The 20112-nt window shown below is 64.4% G+C and carries 18 protein-coding genes; 10 read left to right on the plus strand and 8 right to left on the minus strand.

What is annotated here, in order from left to right:
- Window positions 1-111: 111 nt before the first annotated feature.
- From HNS03_RS03000 to HNS03_RS03010, 3 genes are all read left to right on the plus strand, one after another.
- Window positions 112-1743 (plus strand): ArnT family glycosyltransferase, encoded by a 1632-nt coding sequence (locus HNS03_RS03000; RefSeq protein ID WP_367192973.1) that lies wholly within the window; start codon window positions 112-114, stop codon window positions 1741-1743.
- A gap of 129 nt (window positions 1744-1872) precedes the next feature.
- On the plus strand, window positions 1873-2634 hold the full coding sequence (locus HNS03_RS03005) for a glycosyltransferase family 2 protein (RefSeq protein ID WP_367192975.1): 762 nt from the start codon (window positions 1873-1875) through the stop codon (window positions 2632-2634).
- Window positions 2624-2962 carry a lipid-A-disaccharide synthase N-terminal domain-containing protein gene (locus tag HNS03_RS03010; RefSeq protein WP_367192976.1) on the plus strand — a complete coding sequence of 113 codons (339 nt, stop codon included), beginning with the start codon at window positions 2624-2626 and terminating at the stop codon, window positions 2960-2962. The genes HNS03_RS03005 and HNS03_RS03010 overlap by 11 nt, the downstream gene beginning before the upstream one ends.
- A gap of 523 nt (window positions 2963-3485) precedes the next feature.
- Here HNS03_RS03010 and metC read toward each other — a convergent pair.
- A complete protein-coding gene (gene metC, locus HNS03_RS03015; protein ID WP_367192978.1) occupies window positions 3486-4667 on the minus strand; it encodes a cystathionine beta-lyase in 1182 nt (393 codons plus the stop codon).
- Window positions 4668-4890: 223 nt separating this feature from the next.
- On the opposite strand from metC, the gene HNS03_RS03020 reads away from it, so the two are divergent.
- The 5 genes from HNS03_RS03020 to HNS03_RS03040 all read left to right on the plus strand — a co-directional run bounded on the left by HNS03_RS03020 (window position 4891) and on the right by HNS03_RS03040 (window position 10722).
- Window positions 4891-5910, plus strand: coding sequence for an amino acid ABC transporter substrate-binding protein (locus tag HNS03_RS03020; RefSeq protein ID WP_367192979.1), 1020 nt, complete (start codon window positions 4891-4893; stop codon window positions 5908-5910).
- Between the two features lie 160 nt (window positions 5911-6070).
- The gene (locus HNS03_RS03025) at window positions 6071-7273 is read left to right on the plus strand and encodes an amino acid ABC transporter permease (RefSeq protein WP_367192981.1); all 1203 of its coding nucleotides are present in this window, start codon (window positions 6071-6073) and stop codon (window positions 7271-7273) included.
- 10 nt (window positions 7274-7283) lie between these two features.
- Window positions 7284-8582 (plus strand): amino acid ABC transporter permease, encoded by a 1299-nt coding sequence (locus HNS03_RS03030; protein ID WP_367192982.1) that lies wholly within the window; start codon window positions 7284-7286, stop codon window positions 8580-8582.
- 60 nt (window positions 8583-8642) lie between these two features.
- The gene (locus tag HNS03_RS03035) at window positions 8643-9443 is read left to right on the plus strand and encodes an amino acid ABC transporter ATP-binding protein (protein ID WP_367192984.1); all 801 of its coding nucleotides are present in this window, start codon (window positions 8643-8645) and stop codon (window positions 9441-9443) included.
- Window positions 9444-9831: 388 nt separating this feature from the next.
- Window positions 9832-10722, plus strand: coding sequence for a phytoene/squalene synthase family protein (locus HNS03_RS03040; RefSeq protein WP_367192985.1), 891 nt, complete (start codon window positions 9832-9834; stop codon window positions 10720-10722).
- An 8-nt stretch (window positions 10723-10730) separates the two neighbouring features.
- Here HNS03_RS03040 and trmFO read toward each other — a convergent pair whose 3' ends face one another.
- A complete protein-coding gene (trmFO, locus tag HNS03_RS03045) occupies window positions 10731-12146 on the minus strand; it encodes a methylenetetrahydrofolate--tRNA-(uracil(54)-C(5))-methyltransferase (FADH(2)-oxidizing) TrmFO (protein ID WP_367192987.1) in 1416 nt (471 codons plus the stop codon).
- A gap of 210 nt (window positions 12147-12356) precedes the next feature.
- On the opposite strand from trmFO, the gene HNS03_RS03050 reads away from it, so the two are divergent.
- On the plus strand, window positions 12357-12971 hold the full coding sequence (locus tag HNS03_RS03050; protein WP_367192988.1) for a hypothetical protein: 615 nt from the start codon (window positions 12357-12359) through the stop codon (window positions 12969-12971).
- 173 nt (window positions 12972-13144) lie between these two features.
- Here HNS03_RS03050 and HNS03_RS03055 read toward each other — a convergent pair whose 3' ends face one another.
- Genes HNS03_RS03055 through HNS03_RS03080 form a run of 6 tightly spaced genes read right to left on the minus strand, consistent with a single transcriptional unit; the run spans window position 13145 to window position 18808 of the window.
- A complete protein-coding gene (locus HNS03_RS03055; protein WP_367192989.1) occupies window positions 13145-14551 on the minus strand; it encodes an aldehyde dehydrogenase family protein in 1407 nt (468 codons plus the stop codon).
- A 27-nt stretch (window positions 14552-14578) separates the two neighbouring features.
- On the minus strand, window positions 14579-15871 hold the full coding sequence (locus HNS03_RS03060; protein WP_367192991.1) for a TRAP transporter large permease: 1293 nt from the start codon (window positions 15869-15871) through the stop codon (window positions 14579-14581).
- On the minus strand, window positions 15868-16392 hold the full coding sequence (locus HNS03_RS03065; RefSeq protein ID WP_367192993.1) for a TRAP transporter small permease: 525 nt from the start codon (window positions 16390-16392) through the stop codon (window positions 15868-15870). Before HNS03_RS03065 ends, HNS03_RS03060 begins: the two co-directional genes overlap by 4 nt.
- Before the next feature lie 24 nt (window positions 16393-16416).
- On the minus strand, window positions 16417-17457 hold the full coding sequence (locus tag HNS03_RS03070; RefSeq protein ID WP_367192995.1) for a TRAP transporter substrate-binding protein: 1041 nt from the start codon (window positions 17455-17457) through the stop codon (window positions 16417-16419).
- 60 nt (window positions 17458-17517) lie between these two features.
- Complete coding sequence (locus tag HNS03_RS03075; protein WP_367192996.1) at window positions 17518-18402, minus strand: NAD(P)-dependent oxidoreductase; 885 nt, start codon at window positions 18400-18402, stop codon at window positions 17518-17520.
- On the minus strand, window positions 18395-18808 hold the full coding sequence (locus tag HNS03_RS03080) for a carboxymuconolactone decarboxylase family protein (RefSeq protein ID WP_367192998.1): 414 nt from the start codon (window positions 18806-18808) through the stop codon (window positions 18395-18397). The genes HNS03_RS03075 and HNS03_RS03080 overlap by 8 nt, the downstream gene beginning before the upstream one ends.
- A gap of 242 nt (window positions 18809-19050) precedes the next feature.
- Between HNS03_RS03080 and HNS03_RS03085 the strand changes: the two genes are divergently transcribed.
- Complete coding sequence (locus tag HNS03_RS03085; protein WP_367192999.1) at window positions 19051-20034, plus strand: LysR family transcriptional regulator; 984 nt, start codon at window positions 19051-19053, stop codon at window positions 20032-20034.
- The last annotated feature ends 78 nt before the right edge of the window (window positions 20035-20112 follow it).

Here is a 20112-nt window from a genome sequence, read left to right on the forward strand (position 1 = left end):
CGCGCCCGCACCCGTCAGTAAAGGAAGTCGACCATTTCCGCCCCTTCGCCGTCGTTCGGCGATCCCGCAGTTCGCGGCTCCGCGTCGGGCCTCGGCGGACTTACCGGGTTCGTGACCAACCATTTCCGTCTGTCGATCGCGCTTTTGGCGTTGCTTTCGGTGCTGGCGTTCCTGCCCGGCCTTGCCAGCGTGCCGCCGATCGATCGCGACGAACCCCGCTACGTGCAGGCCACCAAGCAGATGGTGGAGAGCGGCAATTTCGTCGATATCCGCCTGCAGGACGAGCCACGCTACAAAAAGCCGATCGGGATCTACTGGCTGCAGGCCCTCGCCGTCGAGGCCACCGGGGCGGACGGTTCGCTCTGGGCCTATCGGTTGCCGTCGCTCGTCGGCGCGGTATTGGCGGTGCTGGGCACCGTGGTGGCTGCGCGCACCTTTCTCGGGCGACCGGCGGCCCTTGCGGCCGGCTTCCTGACGCTTTCCATCGTGGTTTTGAGCGTGGAGTCGCACCTCGGCAAGACCGATGCGGCGCTACTTGGCTGCGTCGTCTGGGCCCAGGCGGCCCTGGCGCGGATCTGGATGGCCAGGCCGCGTCCGTCGCTACTTGGCTGGCCGTTTCTGTTCTGGGTCGCGGTCGCCGCCGGCGTGTTGGTCAAAGGTCCGATCGTACTGATGGTCAGCGGTCTGACGATCGCCTGGCTCACGCTTTCTGACCGCGCCAATTGGCGCTGGCTCGGGCGCATTCGCTGGCTGCCCGGTCTTCTGCTGTTGCTCGCGCTGGTGCTTCCTTGGTTCGTGGCGATCCATCTGGCCACCGACGGCGCTTTCTTCCAGGAAGCGGTCATGAAGGACTTCCTGGGTAAGGCGGGAAGCGGGCAGGAGGGTCACTGGGCGCCGCCGTTCACCCATCTGGTGCTGTCCGTCGCGGTCGCCTGGCCGGTGATGCCGCTGACCGTTGCCGGCGCCGGCGCCATCTGGGCGGCGCGTGCGACGCCTGCGATCCGCTTCCTGATGGCGTGGGCCGTGCCGTCGTGGATCGTGTTCGAGATCGTCTCCACCAAGCTGCCGCACTACACGCTGCCGCTGCTGCCGGCGCTGTCGATTGCGGTGGCGGCCATCTATCTGGAAGAGTCGCGGCCACTGGAATGGCGCTGGCTGCGCTGGCTCGGGGCGTTCGAGCTGGCGAGCGTGGCCGTGCTTCTGTTTCCGGCGACGATCGCGCTGCCCCTGGTTTTGGGCGATCAGGTCTCGATCGTCGCCGTGGTGCTGGTCGCGATTGCCGCAGTGCTGGCGGTGCAGGCCGCGCGGCGGGTTGCGGCCGATCAGGACCGGGTTCGTGCCGTTCTCGCCGTCGCCGGGGCGGGGGTGATCCTCAATGCCACGGCCTGGGGTTTGGTGATTCCGAACCTGAAAAGCGTGTGGCTAGCCCCCCGCATCGCCGACGCGACCGCCGAAGTGGCCGGTTGTCCCGACCCGCGCCTCGTCTCCGTTGGCTACCGGGAGATGAGCCTGGTCTTCCTCGCCGGCACCGATACGCTGCTGGCGTCTCCGGAGATGGCCGCCGATGCGATGAAGAGCGAGCCCTGTGCGGTGTTGGCCGTCGTCGCACGCGAAAAGGACGTCACCTTGTCGGCAATGGCGGCGAAAGGGGTAGCCTTGCAGGAGGTCGGTCAGGAGGAGGGCGTCAATATCGCCAACGGGAAGCGTCTCGATGTCACCCTCTACCGCAGGGCGACGCCTTGATTGAGCCGCCGAAGGCGGTTAGCAGGCTGTCCATCGCGCGGTAGCGGGTTGTCCGTCGCCGCCCATCCATTTGCCGTTTTTGCCCATCCCCCCGCGAACCGGGTCGCCGCCTTGTCCCTTGAGAGCCCCTTGTCGTCTCCTTTCGATCCAGGACGCGGTGCGCCCGAAGTCTCCGTGGTCATTCCGGCCAAGGACGAAGCGGGCAATCTGCCGGATCTCATTGCCGAGATCGCGCGCGCGCTCGAAGGCCGGGTGTTCGAAGTGATCGTCGTCGACGACGGTTCGACGGACGAGACACCGAAGTTGCTCGGCGAGATGGCGTCGGCGGACCCTTGGCTGCGCCATATCCGTCATCCGCACTCCTGCGGCCAGAGCGCGAGCATTCGTACCGGTGTACGCTTCGCCCGCGGTGCGGTCGTCCTCACCATCGATGGCGATGGCCAAAACGACCCGAAATTCATGCCCGCGATGCTCGAAGCTCTCGACCAGGGCAGCCCGGACGTGGTGATGGTGGCGGGCGAGCGGCAGGGCCGCAAAGCCTCCTTCGCCAAGCGCTACGCCTCGCGCGGCGCGAACGCCTTGCGCCGCGGGCTCCTGAACGACGGAACCCGCGACACCGGCTGCGGCCTGAAGGCGATCCGGCGCGAGGTGTTTCTGGAGTTGCCTTATTTCGATGGGTGGCACCGCTATCTGCCGGCGCTCGTCAAGCGAGAGGGCGGCAGGGTGCGCTATGTCGATGTGGTCGACCGGGAACGCCGCTACGGCGCGTCCCACTATGGCCTTTGGGACCGCGCGGCGGTGGGTGTGCTCGACTTGTTCGGAGTTTGGTGGCTCATGCGGCGCAGAAAGCGCATCCAGAGCCCGATGGAGGTATTCCCCGATGGGAAGTGAAGGCGTCTTCGCTCAGATCGCCGACTGGTTCCACCACGTCTTCGTTTCGCAGCTCGATCTCTGGCTGATCCTCGGCTTTGCGGCGCAGGCCATGTTCTCCATGCGCTTCCTGCTGCAATGGATCGCGAGCGAACGGGCGCGCCGGTCGGTGGTGCCGGTCACGTTCTGGTTCTTCTCCGTGGCCGGCGGCTCGATGCTGTTCGCCTACGCGCTGCACCAGAAGGACCCGGTGTTCATCGCCGGTCAGGGCGCCGGCCTGATTATCTACGCGCGCAATCTCTGGCTTATTTTCCGCGAGCACCGCGCCGCCCTGGTGAAGACGGACTAAGCAAATCCAGGAAAAGTGGGTACCGGTTTTCCGTCCGGATTTGCGGTGAGAAGTTGTTTCCGCTCGCGCCGAGTTCGCTTCGCTCACCGGCTCCGGGTGGGGCGGCCTGACCGGCTGGCGCGGTCGCGCGCTGGTGGAGAGCAAATCCAGGAAAAGTGGGTACCGGTTTTCCGTCCGGATTTGCGGTGAGAAGTTGTTTCCGCTCGCGCCGAGTTCGCTTCGCTCACCGGCTCCGGGTGGGGCGGCCTGACCGGCCGGCGCGGTCGCGCGCTGGTGGAGAACAAATCCAGGAAAAGTGGCAGGCCTTTTACTCCGCTCATTCCCGCTTTTGTGGGAATGAGCGGTGTTTGAATGCCGATCACGGAGCCCGTCCGCTCTGCTCTTTTCAGGACGGAGCGGAGCGAAAGGCTCCGAAGCGCCCGTTAGACCCGTTCAGCCTCTTACAGAATCTCAGAGCGGGTCTAGCCGTTTGCTGTGGCGCGTTTCCGGAGGGCCAACGGGTCCCACTTGGCCTGGAAATGCTCTACCCGGCCGCCTTCCAGCGTTTGAGCCCTTCTTCCAGATCCGCGATCAGGTCGGCGGGTTCCTCAAGTCCGATGTGCAGCCGCACAAGCGCGCCGTCTTCGGCCCACGGCGTGGCCGTGCGCATCGAGCGCGGATCGGGGCAGGTTACCAGGCTTTCGAACCCGCCCCAGGAGGCGCCGAGGCCGAAATAGCTGAGCCCGTCCACGAAGGCGGAGAGCTGCGCCTGGGAGCCCGGCTGCAGGATCAGCGCGAACAGTCCGCAGGCACCGGTAAAATCGCGCTTCCAGATGGCATGGCCGGGGTCGCTCTCCAGCGCGGGATGAAGCACGCGCTTTACCTCCGGCCGGCTCACCAGCCAGCGGGCAACGGTGAGCCCGCTTTCATAGTGCCGGGCGAGGCGCAGAGGCAGCGTGCGCATGCCGCGCAAGGTCATGAACACGTCGTCCGGCGCGGCGTTGACGCCGAGATTCTGTCGCGTCTCCTGTAGCATCGGCAAAGCGGCCTCGTTGGCTGCTACGGTGCCGAGCAGGAGATCGGAGTGGCCGCCGAAATATTTCGTCGCCGCCTGGATCGACAGGTCCACCCCGTGGTCGAGCGGGCGATAATAGAGCGGCGTCGCCCAGGTGTTGTCGATCGCCACCAGAATGCCACGCGGACGGGCCGCTTCGACGATTGCCGGAATGTCCTGCATCTCGAAAGTAAGCGAGCCGGGCGCCTCCAGAAACACCGCCCGTGTATTGGGCCGGAACTGATCGACAATCGCCGATCCCACCCCGGAATCGAAGTAGCTCACCTCCACGCCGAAGCGCGACAACGTCTTGTCGCAGAAGCGGCGGGTCGGCCCGTAGACGTTATCCACAACCAGGAGGTGATCTCCTGCGCTGACACAGGACATCAGCGCAACGGTCACCGCCTCCAGTCCGGACCCGGTCAGAACGGTGCCGGCGGCCCCTTCCAGCTCGGTGACCGTGTCCGTGAGGGCGTCCGTGGTGGGCGTCGCCATCAGCCCGTAGACATAGCGCTGGGAGCGCGTCTGATAGGCCTCGAGATTGTCGAAGATGACGGTGGACGCGTGTACCACCGGCGGATTGACGAAGCCGTGATAGTCGCGCGGCGACGGGCCGGCATGGGCGAGCCAGGTGGCGACCGCTTCGCCGCTTGGTGTGGTCTTGCTGGTCATGACGCAAATTTCATCACAAATAGAGAGGGGTTTGACGAGAGCGGGCAGTGTTCGGCGCTTTTCGCGCCATGCGCAAGCCTTGACCGTCGTCGCGGAATAGCCTGAGATATCGTCGTCGGCGGTGGACGGGCGAGACTGCCGTCGTTGCCAGTGAGCTCGCCACGGTGACGCCTCGCGCGGTACCATCCAAAACGACACCTCTAGGGAAAGAGCAGGCACCATCATGAACAAGACCGTGTGTACGATCGCGGCGGCGGCTCTGTTTGGGCTCGGCGTCACCGCAGCGAGCGCGGCCACGCTCGACGATGTCAAATCGAAAGGCTTCGTTCAGTGCGGCGCGAATGCCAGCGGCCTTGCCGGCTTCGCCACCACCAACGACCAGGGCGAATGGTCGGGCTTCGATGTGGACTATTGCCGCGCCTATGCGGCGGCAATCTTTGGTGATCCATCCAAGGTGAAGTTTACCCCGCTCACCGCCAAGGAGCGTTTCACCGCGCTGCAGTCCGGCGCCGTCGACGTCCTGGTCCGCAACACCACCTGGACCATGTCGCGCGACACCCAGCTTGGCCTGAATTTCACCGGCGTCAACTATTATGACGGCCAGGGCTTCATGGTACGCAAGTCGCTCGGCATCACCTCCGCGCTGGAGCTCTCCGGCGCCTCGGTCTGCGTCCAGACCGGCACCACCACCGAGCTGAACCTCGCCGACTATTTCCGTGCCAACGACATGGACCTGAACGCGGTGGTGTTCGAATCGGCCAATGAGGCGATCCAGGCCTATGACGACGGCCGCTGCGACGCCTTCACGACCGATGCCTCCGGCCTCTACGCAGAGCGCCTGAAGCTGAAGGACGCGGATCAGCACATGATCCTTCCCGAGGTGATCTCCAAGGAACCGCTCGGCCCGGTGGTGCGCCAGGGCGACGATCAGTGGTTCAATCTGATCAAGTGGGTCGGTTTTGCGCTCGTGAACGCTGAGGAACTCGGCGTGACCAAGGGCAATGTCGACGACATGAAGAGCTCCGACAATCCGGAGATCAAGCGTCTGCTCGGTGCCGAAGGTTCCTATGGCGAGGGCATCGGCCTCGACAACGATTGGGCGGCCAATGCGATCGGCGCCGTGGGTAACTATGGCGAGATCTTCAATCGCAACATCGGTCCCGATACGCCGCTGGCGATCGAGCGCGGCATCAACGCGCTGTGGACCAACGGCGGTCTACAATACGGTATGCCGGTTCGCTGATCCGGCTTTGAGGGGCGGTCGACCACAAGTCGGCCGCCCCTCTTCGTTTTGGGGTCCTAGGTCATGGATTCATAAATCCGTCCGGAACGTCCAAATTTCTGAGTTCATGACCTAGGTCCCGCGTGTCCCAAATAACAACCTCACCTTCCGAGGGGCACTCATGGCGGTTCACGATTACGGCGCGGAGGCTCCGCATGGCGGGCCTCGGCGTGGATCGATCATCTACGATCCGAAGGTTCGCGGTCTGTTCTTTCAGGCAGTGGTCCTGGCGGCGGTTTGCTTCGTGCTCTACGTGGCCGCAAGCAACGCCATCGCCAATCTGCAGCGTCAGCATATCGCGTCGGGCTTCGGCTTTCTGGATGAAACGGCCGGCTTCGAGATCTCTCAAACGCTGATCTCCTATTCGCCGACCTCGACCTATGGCCGCGCCTTCGTCGTCGGCTTGCTCAACACGCTGCTGGTCGCCTTCGTCGGCATCGTGCTGGCGACGATCGTGGGCTTCCTGATCGGCGTGATGCGGCTGTCGCGCAATTGGCTGATCCGCCAGATCGCCACCGCCTATGTCGAGGTGATCCGCAACATCCCGCTGCTGTTGCAGCTGTTCTTCTGGTATTTCGCGGTCCTGAAGCAGCTTCCCGGGCCGCGCCAGTCGATCTCCCTGGGCTTCGGCGCGTCCTTGAATATCCGCGGCCTCTACCTGCCGGCCCCGGTGATGGGGCCGGGCAGCGATGTGGTCGTCGCCGCCCTGGTGGTGGGGATCCTCGGAGCGGTGTTTCTGGCGCGCTGGGCCAAACGGCGGCAGATGGCCACGGGCGAGCGCTTTCCCGTCTTTCCGGTCGGGATTGCCCTGGTTGTCGGGCTGCCGCTGATCGCCGACCTCTTGACGGGGGGATCGATCGGGATCGATACGCCCGAGCTGAAGGGTTTCAACTTCACGGGCGGAATTGAAATCACGCCGGAGTTCGTCGCGCTGCTTCTGGGGCTTTCGCTCTATACGGCGGCCTTCATCGCCGAGATCGTGCGAGCCGGTATCATGGCCGTCAGCAGGGGGCAGACGGAGGCCTCCTACGCGCTCGGGCTAAAGCCCGGCATGACGCTATGGCTGGTGGTCATCCCGCAGGCGATGCGCGTGATCATCCCGCCGCTGACCAGCCAGTATCTGAACCTCACCAAGAATTCCTCGCTCGCCGTCGCGATCGGATACCCCGATCTTGTCTCCGTCTTCGCCGGCACCGTGCTCAACCAGACCGGCCAGGCGGTCGAGGTGATTTCCCTCACCATGCTGGTCTATCTGGTGATTTCGCTCGCCACCTCGGCGTTCATGAACTGGTTCAACGCCCACGTGGCGCTGGTGGAACGATAGGGGGCGGACGATGGAGATCGCGTATGTCAGATCCGAACCCGCCGAGGCGCTGCCGCCGCCCGTGCGCGAAAGCGGCATTGTGGGCTGGTTGCGGCAGAACCTGTTCTCAGGCGTCTGGAATTCGCTGCTGACCCTGTCGGCGCTTTACGTGCTGTGGGTGATCGTACCGCCGACGATCCAGTTCCTGTTCGTCGATGCGGTCTGGTCTGGCTCGGACCGGGAGGCATGTCTCGGGCCCCAGGTCGGGGCCTGTTGGGCATTCGTGGATGCGCGGTTTTCCCAATATATCTACGGTCGCTATCCGGTTGACGAGCGCTGGCGGGTCAACATCGTGTTCGCGCTCTTGGCGCTTTCGCTGGTGCCGATCGCGATCCCGCGCGCGCCATTCAAGAGCGCCAACGCAATCTTCCTGCTCGTCATTTTTCCGGTGCTGTCGCTGATCCTGCTGTCCGGCGGCGCTTTCGAGATCGGGGTGAGCTGGTGGATCGCCATCGTCCTCGCCTTTGCGGTGACGGAACTGATGGTGTTTCTGCCGGCGCTGATGGGTGGCGGATCCTACGGCGAACGGATGCGACCGGCGGTGGTGGCGCTGGTCCCGTTCGCGGTGCTGACGGTGATCTTCGTCGTGCTCAGCATCGATTTCGGCCTGAGCGAGGTTGAGACCCCGCTCTGGGGCGGCCTGCTGGTTACGCTGGTGGTGGCGCTATGCGGCATCGCGGCCTCGTTGCCGATCGGCATTCTGCTTGCCCTCGGCCGGCGCTCCAAGCTGCCGATCGTGCGGATGTTCTCCGTCGCCTTCATCGAGTTTTGGCGTGGCGTTCCGCTGATCACGATCCTGTTCATGTCGAGCGTGATGCTGCCGCTGTTCCTGCCCGACGATGTGACCTTCGACAAGCTCCTGAGGGCACTGATCGGCGTGGCTATGTTCGCCTCCGCCTATATGGCCGAGGTCGTGCGCGGCGGGCTGCAGGCGATGCCGAAGGGCCAGTATGAGGGGGCGGATGCGCTTGGGCTCGGTCACTGGCAGAAAATGCGGCTGGTGATCCTGCCGCAGGCGCTCAAGCACGTCATTCCCGGCATCGTGAACACCTTTATCGGCCTGTTCAAGGACACCTCGCTGGTCCTGATCGTGGGCCTGTTCGACCTGCTCGGCATGGTCAAGCTAAGCATGGTCGATCCCAAATGGGCGTCACCGGTGACGCCGGCGACCGGCTACATCTTCGCGGCGTTCGTATTCTGGATCTTTTGCTTCGGCATGTCGCGCTACTCGATCTTCATCGAGCAGCGTCTGGACCGGAGCGGGCGATGACGCTACCGAATAGTGCACAAATTGCGCGGGCACGGGGACCAAAGTGAAAGAGGCACGGCCATGACCCAAGTATCCGATGTCGACGCGCCGCAAACAAACGGCCCGGCGCAAATGAAAGTTTCCGACCAGGTGATGATCAAGATGGTCGGGGTCAACAAATGGTTCGGCGAATTCCACGTCCTCAAGGACATCAACCTGACTGTGAACAAGGGGGAACGCATCGTCATCTGCGGACCGTCGGGGTCGGGAAAGTCGACGTTGATCCGCTGTATCAATCGGCTGGAGGAACACCAGGCGGGTTCGATCGTCGTCGACGGCACCGAGCTCACCGACGATCTGAAGAAGATCGATGAGATCCGCCGCGATGTCGGCATGGTGTTCCAGCACTTCAACCTGTTCCCTCATCTGACGATCCTGGAAAACTGTACGCTCGCGCCGATCTGGGTCCGCAAAATGCCGAAGAAGCAGGCGGAGGAGGTCGCGATGACCTACCTGACGCGGGTCAAGATCCCGGAGCAGGCGAACAAGTATCCTGGGCAGTTGTCGGGTGGGCAGCAGCAGCGCGTCGCGATCGCGCGGGCGCTGTGCATGAACCCGGAGGTCATGCTGTTCGACGAGCCGACCTCGGCGCTCGATCCGGAGATGATCAAGGAAGTGCTCGACGTGATGATTGATCTGGCCCAGTCGGGTATGACGATGATCTGCGTCACCCACGAAATGGGCTTCGCGCGCCAGGTCGCGAACCGGGTGATCTTCATGGACGCCGGCATGATCGTGGAGCAGAACGCGCCGGAGCCGTTCTTCACCGACCCGCAGCACGAGCGCACCAAGCTGTTCCTGAGTCAGATCCTGCATCATTAAGAGCGAAGCCAGGAAAAGTGCGAAGCGGTTTTCCGTCCGGCTGAGCGAAAGGAGACAGCGAAGCCAGGAAAAGTGCGAAGCGGTTTTCCGTCCGGCTGAGCGGAAGGAGACAGCGAAGCCAGGAAAAGTAGGAAGTTGCTTTATCCTCACGCTGTCGCGGCTTGGCCGCTTCGCTCCGAACAAGACGGCCTGACCGGCCGGCGCGGGGTTGCTCGCTGGCTTCGCGGTTTTTGTCGCTCACGCCGGCTCGCTCCGCTCATTGCCGCAAAAGTCGGAATGTGTGGAGCGCGAAGAAATGCCTGCGGGCGTCATGCGAACGCGATGGCGGACGGGCGTGTTGTGGTAGGGGTCTCCCCGCAACGCCTGCACACCCTATTTTTCGATTCTCATGAGCGACGCATTTCTCCATTGCCAGGAACAGGTTCGCGCCCACGACCCTGAACGGTTCGCGGCGGCCTTGTTCGCCGACCCCGCCCACCGGCCGGCGCTGATGGCGCTCTATGCCTTCCATCTGGAGCTGGTGCGGGTGCGGGAGGTGGTGCGTGATCCGATGCCCGGTGAGATCCGGCTGCAATGGTGGCGCGATCTCTTGCAGGGGATCGGTCACGGCGACGTGCACGGCCATCCGGTGGCCGATGCGCTGTTGCAGACTGTCGAGCACTACCGGCTGCCGCGCGCGCCGCTGGTGGCGATGACCGAGGCGCGGGTGTTCGATCTCTATGATGACCCGATGCCGGATCTGGGCACCTTCGAGGGCTATGCCGGGGAGACCCATGGGGCCCTGTTTCAGATCGCCGCTCTGGTGCTTGCCGATGGGGCCGATCCGGGAACGGGAACGCTGGCCGGCCACGCTGGGGTCGCCGAGGCGATCGTCGCCGTCATCCGCGCACTGCCGCACCATCTCGCGCGCGCTCAGGTCTATCTGCCGGGCGACGTGCTGGAGCGCCACGGAACCACGCCAAGCGGCATTCTGTCGAATCGGGACGACCCCGGTTTGAAGGCAGTGGTCGGTGAGCTGGCCGCGCACGCGACCCATCATCTGGAGCGCGCCTCAGAGGCCGGTGCGACGGTGCCGGCCCGGGTCGCACCCGCCTTTTTGACGTTGTCGCTGGTTCCGCCCGCGCTTGCGAAAATCCGGGCGGCCGGCTACGAGCCGTGGTCCAGCGACCCGACACCCCCGCGGATGGCGACGCTGTGGCGGCTCTGGCGCGCCGCTCGGCGCATGCGGGCAGCCGGTAAATCGGGATCGGTGCCGATCTCGACGGTCACCCGCATCTGATCTCCGCTCTATTCGGCGGCGACCGTGAGCCCGGAGCCCAGCCAGGCGGCGAAGTCCGCACGGGCGCGCGCCGTCAGCAGCTTCTTGCGGGCCGCCCCGCGCGCCGGTCCTTTCAGCTTGCGCCCGTCAGCGTCCGTCCGGGGTGTGTCCATCGGTGGAAACAGACCGAAATTGACGTTCATGGGCTGGAAGGAGCGGGCGCCGCGGTTCTCCTCTTCGTCGGAAGACAGGTGCCCACCGGTGATATGGCCGAGCAGGGCCCCCATCGCCGTGGTTGCCGGCGGGCCGACTGGCGTGCGCCCGAGGTGCTCGGCGGCGGCGAAGCGCCCCGCCAGAAGCCCGATGGAAGCGGATTCCACATAGCCCTCGCAGCCGGTGATCTGGCCGGCAAAGCGCAGATCCGGCCGCGCCTTGAGGCGCAGAAACGAATCCAGGAGCTCAGGCGAATTTAGGTAGGTGTTGCGGTGCAAGCCGCCGAGCCGAGCGAATTGCGCGTTCTCCAGCCCCGGGATCAGGCGGAACACGCGCGTCTGCTCGCTGTAGATCAACTTGGTCTGGAAGCCGACCATGTTGTAGAGCGTGCCCAGTGCATTGTCCTGGCGCAGTTGGACGACGGCATAAGGCTTTTCCTCCGGGTTGTGCCGGTTGGTCAGCCCCATTGGCTTCATCGGACCGTGGCGCAACGTCTCGCGGCCGCGCTCGGCCATCACCTCGATCGGCAGGCAGCCGTCGAAATAGGGCGTGTCGCGCTCGAAGTCGCGAAACACGGTCTTGTCCGCCGCTATCAGCGCATCTACGAAGGCCTCATATTGAGCCTTCGTCATCGGGCAGTTCAGATAGTCCGCGCCGGTGCCGCCGGGGCCAGTCTTGTCGTAGCGCGACTGGAACCAGCACACGTCCAGGTCGATGCTGTCGAAATGGATGATCGGGGCGATCGCGTCGAAGAAGGCAAGCGACTCCGCGCCCGTGAGGGCCCGCAGCGCCTCGGCCAGCGCGGGCGAGGTGAGGGGGCCGGTGGCCACGATGGTCGTGCCCCAGTCCTGGGGCGGCAGGCCGGAAAGCTCGCCGCGCTCGATCGTCACCAGCGGATGGCCGGCCAGTGCGGCCGTCACGGCGGCGGAAAAGCCTTCGCGGTCCACGGCGAGCGCCCCGCCGGCCGGCACCTGATGGCGATCGGCCGAGGCCATGACCAGCGATCCGGCATCGCGCAGCTCCGCGTGCAGTAGCCCGACAGCGTTCGATTCCGCATCGTCGGAGCGAAACGAGTTGGAGCAGACGAGTTCGGCGAGCCCATCAGTCTTGTGGACCGGGGTTTCGCGAACCGGACGCATCTCATGCAGAATGACGGGGACGCCGGCTTCGGCGAGCTGCCACGCAGCCTCGCTTCCGGCCAGTCCGCCGCCAACAACGTGTACGGGTTTCATAAGGTCTCCTATGACGGCCGAAGCGGGCGCCGGTCAACCGGTTGCAGGGGCGCGTCGCTCAATTGTCCGAATTCTTGTCGTGCCTGTCGATCGTTCACGCGCAAGTGACGGAAGGGTGGGCCTCCTCCGTCAGATCTCGGGGCGGTAGGCATATGGTTATTTTTCCGTGCGCGGGATAGGCAGGGAGACGCGCGCGAAGAGGACGATTCGGTGGCGAGACGTTTCCTCACACTCCTGGTGGTCAGTGCGGCCCTGGCGGGCTGCATGCAGCAGCAGGGCCAGCCGTCCATGTGGTACGCGGCAAACCAGGCGGTGCCGCCGACGGCGACCAAGGTGATCGTCTGCCACGGCTTCGGCTGCGCGCGCCGCACCAGCGTAACGCTGTCGGAAACCAATCTGCGCACCCTGCGCAAGATCCTTGCGCGCGGGGAAGCGTCTCCCGAGGCGGAGCGCCAGGCGATCCGCCAGGCGGTGGCCTGGATGGAAAAGGCGGTGGCCCCGACGGTCGGCTCCGACGACGACATCGGCGGGCTGGACCTTTGGAATGCCGGTGTCGCCGGCCAGATGGACTGTATCGACGAAGCCACCAACACCACGAGCTATCTGCTACTGGCGGAAAAGCACGGCTTCCTTGTGCACCACAGTGTCGCCCGGCCGGTCGCCCGCGGCTTCTTCCTCGATGGGCGCTATCCGCATGCTACCGCCGTGATTCGGGAGCGCGAGACCGGCAATGCCTTCGCGGTCGATTCCTGGCGCGAGGCCAATGGCGAGCCGCCGATCGTGATGCCGCTTCAGACCTGGTTTGAAGAAAAACCGACGGTCTAGGGTCCTGATCCTAGACCCGTTCCGCTTTTCTCGAAATCACGGAGCGGGTCTAAGTTCTTGTTTCGACGCGTTTCCGAACGGGCAACCGGTTTCCACTTACTTGGCCGGGAAACGCTCGCTAGCGCGTCTGCTCCACTGTTCCGCATCCGGATTCCGCGTTGCTTGGAAAGGCTTCAGCAGAAAACCGTCTGGATGGTAGTGTACTCTTTCAATCCTTCGGGCCCGAATTCGACCCCGATTCCGGAGGATTTCACGCCGCCGAAAGGTGCGTTGGGCTGGATCGCGCCGTGCTTGTTGACCCAGACCGACCCGCACTCGAGCCGCTGTGCGATCTTCTTGGCTGCTGCGCTATCGGACGACCAGACCGAGCCCCCGAGCCCGTGTGGGTTTTGGTTCGCGATCGCCACGATCTGATCGACATCGCTGTAGCGGATGATCGGCAGGACCGGGCCGAACTGCTCTTCGTCGACCAGCCGCGTACCGTCGGCGACATTGGACACGAACGTGATCGGGTAGAAATAGCCGGCGCCGCCCTTTGGGTCTCCGCCCAAGAGGATCTTGCCACCGTTGCGTTTGGCGTCGTCGACCAGTCCGGCGACTTTGTCGAACTGCATCTTGTTGGACAACGGTCCGAGCACGTTCTCCTCCGACAGGCCGTTGCCCATCGGCATCCGCCCTGCGATCTCGACGAGGGCGTCGCAGACGGCATCGTGGATGCTGTCGTGCACGTAGAGCCGCTTCATGGCGCCGCAGGTCTGGCCGGTGTTGATGAACGCCCCCCAGAACAGGCCTTCGGCGATCGCCTTCGGGTCGGCGTCCGGCAGCACGATGCCCGCGTCGTTGCCGCCGAGCTCTAGCGTCAGGCGTTTCAGCGTGCCGGCGGCGGAGGCCATCACCTTCTTGCCGGTGGCAATCGAGCCGGTGAAGACGATCTTGTCGATGCCGGAGTGTTCCGACATGGCGCCGCCCAGCTCGTCCGGACCGGTGACGGCATTGACCACACCGGCCGGCAGCACCTCGTTCATCAGCGCCACCAGACGAAGGGTGGAAAGCGGCGTATACGGCGATGGCTTGATCACGACGGTATTGCCGGCGCGCACCGCGGGAAGGATGTGCCATACGGCGATCAGAACCGGCCAATTCCACGGGGTAATCGAGCCGACCACGCCAACCGGCTTGCGGTGAACCTCGATCCGGCCCTGGTCGTCGTCCTGGACCACTTCGACGGGCAGGTCGAGCTCGGCGGTGGCGTGGGCCCAACCGACGCAGCCGCCCACCTCGAAGCGCGAGCCGAGGCCGTTGAGGGGCTTGCCCTGCTCGCTGGTGATCAGGCTTGCAAGGGCGTCGCCGTCCTCCTCGATCTTGGCGGCGATGGCGTGACAGGCGGCCTTCCGGTCGGCATCGGGCGCGGCGGCCCAGCCCGGAAAGGCGGTGCGGGCCGCATCGACCGCCGCGTCGAGATTGGCTCTGGTGCCCATCGGCATCCGGCCGGCGACGTCCCCAGTGGCCGGGTTCTCGACATCGAGGTGATCGGATGCGGGCTGCGGCTTGCCGCCAATGATCATCTGATGGTCGCTCATTCGGTTTCCTCCACGAATTTATGGTGTTCAGTGTGCCATTTGATCCGGCAAAAACAGGATCAGGGCTGGCAGAAGGACAATCAGGGCGAGCCGGACGAAATCGGCCAGGATGAAGGGCATTACGCCGCGGTAGATGGTGGTGACCGGCAGGTCTTTGACCACGGTTCGGATGACGAAGATGTTCATACCGATCGGCGGCGTGATCAGGCTGATCTCCACGGTGACCACGAGAAGGATGCCGAACCAGATCGGATCGAAACCGAGTTGCGTGACCAGCGGGAAGAAGATGGGCACGGTGAGCAGGATCATCGCCAACGAGTCGAAGACACACCCGAGCACCAGATAGAACACGATCAGGAGCAGGATCACGCCGGTCGGGCCGAGGCCGGCCGCTTCGATGCCGGAGACCACCGCGCTCGGCACCCCGGCGATGTTGACGAAGTTGGAAAAGATCAGCGCTCCGACCAGCACGACCATCAACATCGCGGAGGTGCGCGCTGTCTCGATCAACACCTCGATCAGGCTGCGGATGGTGAGCGACCCTTTCGCCAGGGCGATGAAGAAGGCGCCTGCGGCGCCGATCCCGGCGGCTTCCGTCGCCGTAAAGACGCCTAGATAAATGCCTCCGATGATCAGGGCGAAAAGACCGAGCACCACCCAGACCTGTCCGATCGCCCGCAACCGCTCGCCAAGGGAAAGGCGCGGACCGGCCGGCCCGGAGGACGGATCGAACCAGATGGTTGCGCGCACGGCCAGCGCATAGAGCAGGATCCCGAGGACGCCTGGAACGATCCCGGCGATGAAGAGCTGTCCGATGCTGGTCTCCGTCATGGAGCCGTAAATGACCATGATGACGGAAGGCGGGATCAGGATGCCGAGCGTGCCGCCGGCGGCAACCGAGCCGCTGGAGAGGGCAGGCGAATAACCGTAGCTCCGCATCGAGGGCATGGCGATCGACGACATCGTTGCCGCCGTGGCCAGGCTGGAGCCGGAGACGGCGGCAAAGCCGCCGCAGGCCACGATGGTCGCCATTGCCAGGCCGCCGCGGAAATGTCCGACAATGGCGTTGGAGGCGGCGTAGAGGTCGCGCGACAGGCCTGCCCGGTTCACCAGATTGCCCATGAGGACGAAGAGCGGCAGCACCGAAAGGCTGTAGGACGACACTGTGTCCCAGGCGATCTGAGCGCTCATGGCGCCGGCGGGCTTGAACCCGCTCAAAAGCGCAAACCCCAGATAGCCGACCAGTCCGAGGGCGAAGGCCAGCGGCACACCGAAGAACAGCAGCGCGAACAGCGCGACAAAGCCGGCGATGGCAATCATCGGCGAGCGCCTCCTGCGGTGAGTGCCTGGGCGGCGAGGACCAGCGCGGCCAACGCGCCGGCAACCAGGCAGCCGACTCCGAGCCAGGCGACCAGGCCGATCGGAAATTTCAGCACAGACGTCTCGTCGCCCCACATCATGAAGCGCTCCGCCAGCATCGACAGGCGCCAGGCGAGAAACCCGCAGCCGACGGCGACAATCAATGCAACGATCAGATCGCGCGCGTGCTTGAGACGGCCGGAAAAGGCGTTCTCGAACAGCCCTGCGGTGACGTGCTGGCCGCGTAAGGTGACCGACGGCAGAGCGGTGAAGACGAGCCCCGCCATCGTCAGCTGCGTGACCTCGAAGGCGAAGCCCAGCGGATGATTGAAGAAATACCGGCCGAGCACGTCGAGAAAGGTGATCGTCATCATCAGAAACAGCAAAAGGGCTGCGGCAGCCGAAAAGACCCATTCGACCGCGCGGGACCAGCCGGGCGGACGGCCGGAACCGTCCGCCCCTGCATCACGGGTTTCAGACATTGCTGTCGGCCCTCGGATGGTGGCTTACTGGCCGCCCTCGACCTTGGCGACTTCCTTGCGCATCATCTCAAGAGCAGCCTCGCCGTCCACGCCGAGGCCGTCGGCATCGGCGATCCATTGCTTCTCGATGCTGGCGAGACGCTCGCGCACGGCGGAGACGAAGGCGTTGTCGGCGGTCTGGAACTCGACGCCGTCGCTCTTCATCAGCTCGCGGGCCTTCTGTTCCTCCGCGTCCTGCGAATGGCCGGCGAGTTCGGCGAGATGCGCGCCGGAGACGCCCATGATCGCCTTCTGGTCCTCTTCCGACAGGCTGTCCCAAGTGTCCTGGTTCATCACGACGAACCAGGCTGAGGAGTAGAAGCCGCCGGGAATCTCGGTCGAGTTGCCGATCACGCCGGTGAGGTTGAAGCTCGGATAGGCCTCCAGCGGCAAGAGCGTGCCGTCAGCCACGCCCTGGCTGAGGATCTCGTAGACCTCGTTGGCCGGCACGGCCACGTTCACGCCGCCGAGCGCTGGATTGATCTTCTGCACGATGCCTCCGCCGACGCGGAATTTCTTCCCCTGATAGTCGTCGATCGACAGGATCGGACCGGTCGCGTCGGTGGTCATGATGTGACCGGTGGCGTTGGCATAAAGGCCCAGGAGCTTGACGCCCTTATATTCGTTGGCCTCATCGAAATATGTCTCGTGGACGGCCCAAAGCCCCTTGGACAGGCCAAGCGCGGTCTCGCCCACGAAGGGCAACTCGGCAATGCTGGCCAGCTTGAACCGGCCCGGCGTGTAGCCGAGCACGCCGACGGTGATGTCCGCGATACCGTCCACCGCCAGATCGTACTGTCGTGGCGGCGCCCCCAGCGACGCGTCGGTCTTCTTGATGACGACGCGTCCGTCGGTGGCTTCCTCTACCTGTTTCATCCACGGCTCGATGATGCCGGTCATCTGGGTATGGCCGGGCGGTAGCCAGTTGTTGAGGGTGAGCGTGGTCTGAGCCGTGGCGGGGCCCGTCCAGACAGCGGCAAGCCCCGCAACGGCGGCGATCGCAAGCGGTCGTGCAAAATGGGTCATGATGTCCTCCCTTGGTTCTTTTTAGACCGGCGGGTCATCCGAAGCGCCCGCCGGGATTGATCAGGTGCGCGCCGTCGCCTCCCAGACGGTGAAGGCTTCGGTGTGGTCCTTTTCCGCCCCGAGCTCGGCGAGCGCGCGATCCCACCAGGCACTCGTCTCGGCGACGAGCGGTAGTCCGGCATCGAGGCTCTCCGAAAGATCCGCGGCGATCTTCACGTCCTTGGTCAGGAGCGCCAAGCCGAAGCCAGACTTGAACGCCCGCGTCAGCACCTCGGTCTTCAAGGTCGCCTCTGTGGAGAAGTTGCGGCCGGTGGAGACGTTGATGATGTCCAGTGCGGTTTCCGGGTTGAGCCCGAACTTTTCACCCAGGATCAGGGCTTCGGAGGCGGCAGCGAAGCCCGCAGCCGCAACGTAGTTGTTGAGCGCCTTCATGGCGTGCCCCGTTCCGACACCGCCGGTGCGGAAGATGCGGTCGCCCATCAATTTCAAGATCGGCTCGGCGCGGGCGAACTGGGCCTCGTCCGAGGCGCCGACCATGATCGCCAGCGTGGCGGTCTTGGCCCGAGGCACGGCACCCGACACCGGCGCATCGATGAAGCCGATCCCGCGTTTTTCCAGCTCGTCATGCAACGTGACCGAGCCGGTCGGCACCGACGAACTCATATCGATGATCAGCGATCCTTTGGCCAATGTGTCTGCAAGACCTTGCTCCAACACCGCTTGGCGGACCACCTGACCGGTCGGCAGCATGGTCACCACAACATCCGAATTGCGACCGAGCTCCGCCAGATCGGCGGCCGGGGTCGCGCCGATCTCCGCGGCATGGGCGCGCGTCAGCGCCGGGTCGATGTCATAGACGGTGAGCGGAGCCCCCGATGCGGCGATATGCGCCGACATGGGATTGCCCATGTGGCCGAGGCCGACAAACCCGATCCGATCAACCATGGTCGCCCTCGTGCAGATCGCCGATCGCTTGGCCTGCCTCGACCTTCCGGATCTCGTCCTCGCAAGCGAGGATACCGTCGATCATCAACGGCAGGCCGATATAGGGGAAGGAGTGAAGAAACAGCTCCTTCAGCTCCTCTTTGGTGGCGCCGTTGGCGAGGGCGCCGCGGGTGTGGATCCGGATCTCATGGGTGCGGCCTTGGGCCACCAGCATGGCGAGCGTCAGCATGGAACGCATCTTCAGATCCAGATGGGGACGCTGCCAGATCTCGCCGAAGCAGACCCGGGTCACAAGGTCCTGCACCGGCTGCATGAATTCACTGGCATTGGCGATATGGTCGTCTGCGCCCGCCTTGCCGAACATCTGACGCCTGAGTTCCAGGCCTTGTTGGCTATAGTCGGTCATATCCTCTCCTTTTCCCGGCCGATCGGGCCGCTGCGATGTCCGCATGGGAGGAGAAAGCCGGGCCACGACGCGGGCGCGTTCCCGGTGTCAGCCGCGCGAACGCTCCTCCCTTCGTCCGCGTGACGGTGGCGAGACGCTATGCGGCGGAAATGAACGGAACAACAGGACGAGACCGATGGATGTGATCGATATTTTCGATCAAGATCGTCAGTCCCAGGCTCTTCGCCAGAAAAGGGGTATCCATGACGACGCCGAGCGAACCGGATCCGTTGAAGACGGACTTTCATTCGCTGAGCATCCTCATACAGGTCTATCGCATGTCCTCCTTCCGTGCGGCGGCGGACGAGTTGGGCATGACGCAATCGAGCGTCAGCTACGCCATCGACCGTCTGCGCACGATCTTCGGCGATCCGTTGTTCGTTCGGCTCGGCCGGTCGGTGGAGCCGACCGAGCGCTGCACCCAGATCGTGGCGGGGGCGGAGACGCTGCTTCGCCGCTTCGAGGCGCTGACCGTCACCGACCATTTCGATCCGTCGGTGGCGGAAGATCGGTTCGTCCTGTCCTGCAATTTCTATGAGCGCAGCACATTCTTGCCGGCGATCATGGCGGAAATCGCCGCAACGGCGCCGCATGTGCGAGTGTCGGTGATCCACGCCAATTCCGAAGGGCATCGCCAGCTCGAAGCTGGTATTTGCGATGTGGTGATCGCGCCCCTGCTGGTACGCAGTGCGGGCATCTACTCGCAGCGCCTGCTGACCGAGCGCTATGCCTGCTTCGTCTCCCACGAGAGTCCTTATGCCAAAAGGCGCATGACCCTCGACGACTATGCTCACGCGCGGCACCTGGTGGTGAAACCTGCGCTCGGCTGGCGGCCCTTTTTCCATGAAGCGTTGGACCGGCTCGGGCTGGCGATCTCGCCGGTGCTGGAAGTGCCGTCCTTCGGCGAGATCGACCGGATCATCTCGGAGACGGACCTCGTGCTGACGGCGACCGGGGGTCTCAGCAGGCTCTATTCGCCGCGGATTGCTTGCGTGCCCGCGCCCTTCGATTGCACGTTTCCCGTCGAGATGTCGTGGACTGGACGGACGCACACCTCTCCGGCGCATAAGTGGTTCCGTTCCCTCATTATTTCGATTGCGGAGCGGATCGCGGCCGCAGAGGCTGGCGGGCCATTCGGGGATACACCGCAGGTGCCGGATGGCGCCACCGAGTCTTGCCATCAGTAATTAACGTGTTATTGAAATGCGGCGCTAGGCTGGAGAGCATCGGCGTCGTTCCACGGAACGTTCGCGCCAATACCGAGA

The sequence above is a fragment of the Amorphus sp. 3PC139-8 genome, from assembly GCF_040750475.1.
GTDB lineage: Bacteria > Pseudomonadota > Alphaproteobacteria > Rhizobiales > Amorphaceae > Amorphus.

Bases quoted from the DNA above. Each gene is read 5' to 3' on its own strand.
- HNS03_RS03010 (WP_367192976.1), top strand. From the start codon at position 2,624: ATGGGAAGTGAAGGCGTCTTCGCTCAGATCGCCGACTGGTTCCACCAC.
- metC (WP_367192978.1), bottom strand. From the start codon at position 4,667: ATGACCAGCAAGACCACACCAAGCGGCGAAGCGGTCGCCACCTGGCTC.
- HNS03_RS03020 (WP_367192979.1), top strand. From the start codon at position 4,891: ATGAACAAGACCGTGTGTACGATCGCGGCGGCGGCTCTGTTTGGGCTC.
- HNS03_RS03025 (WP_367192981.1), top strand. From the start codon at position 6,071: ATGGCGGTTCACGATTACGGCGCGGAGGCTCCGCATGGCGGGCCTCGG.
- HNS03_RS03030 (WP_367192982.1), top strand. From the start codon at position 7,284: ATGGAGATCGCGTATGTCAGATCCGAACCCGCCGAGGCGCTGCCGCCG.
- HNS03_RS03035 (WP_367192984.1), top strand. From the start codon at position 8,643: ATGACCCAAGTATCCGATGTCGACGCGCCGCAAACAAACGGCCCGGCG.
- HNS03_RS03040 (WP_367192985.1), top strand. From the start codon at position 9,832: ATGAGCGACGCATTTCTCCATTGCCAGGAACAGGTTCGCGCCCACGAC.
- trmFO (WP_367192987.1), bottom strand. From the start codon at position 12,146: ATGAAACCCGTACACGTTGTTGGCGGCGGACTGGCCGGAAGCGAGGCT.
- HNS03_RS03055 (WP_367192989.1), bottom strand. From the start codon at position 14,551: ATGAGCGACCATCAGATGATCATTGGCGGCAAGCCGCAGCCCGCATCC.
- HNS03_RS03060 (WP_367192991.1), bottom strand. From the start codon at position 15,871: ATGATTGCCATCGCCGGCTTTGTCGCGCTGTTCGCGCTGCTGTTCTTC.
- HNS03_RS03065 (WP_367192993.1), bottom strand. From the start codon at position 16,392: ATGTCTGAAACCCGTGATGCAGGGGCGGACGGTTCCGGCCGTCCGCCC.
- HNS03_RS03070 (WP_367192995.1), bottom strand. From the start codon at position 17,457: ATGACCCATTTTGCACGACCGCTTGCGATCGCCGCCGTTGCGGGGCTT.
- HNS03_RS03075 (WP_367192996.1), bottom strand. From the start codon at position 18,402: ATGGTTGATCGGATCGGGTTTGTCGGCCTCGGCCACATGGGCAATCCC.
- HNS03_RS03080 (WP_367192998.1), bottom strand. From the start codon at position 18,808: ATGACCGACTATAGCCAACAAGGCCTGGAACTCAGGCGTCAGATGTTC.
- HNS03_RS03085 (WP_367192999.1), top strand. From the start codon at position 19,051: ATGACGACGCCGAGCGAACCGGATCCGTTGAAGACGGACTTTCATTCG.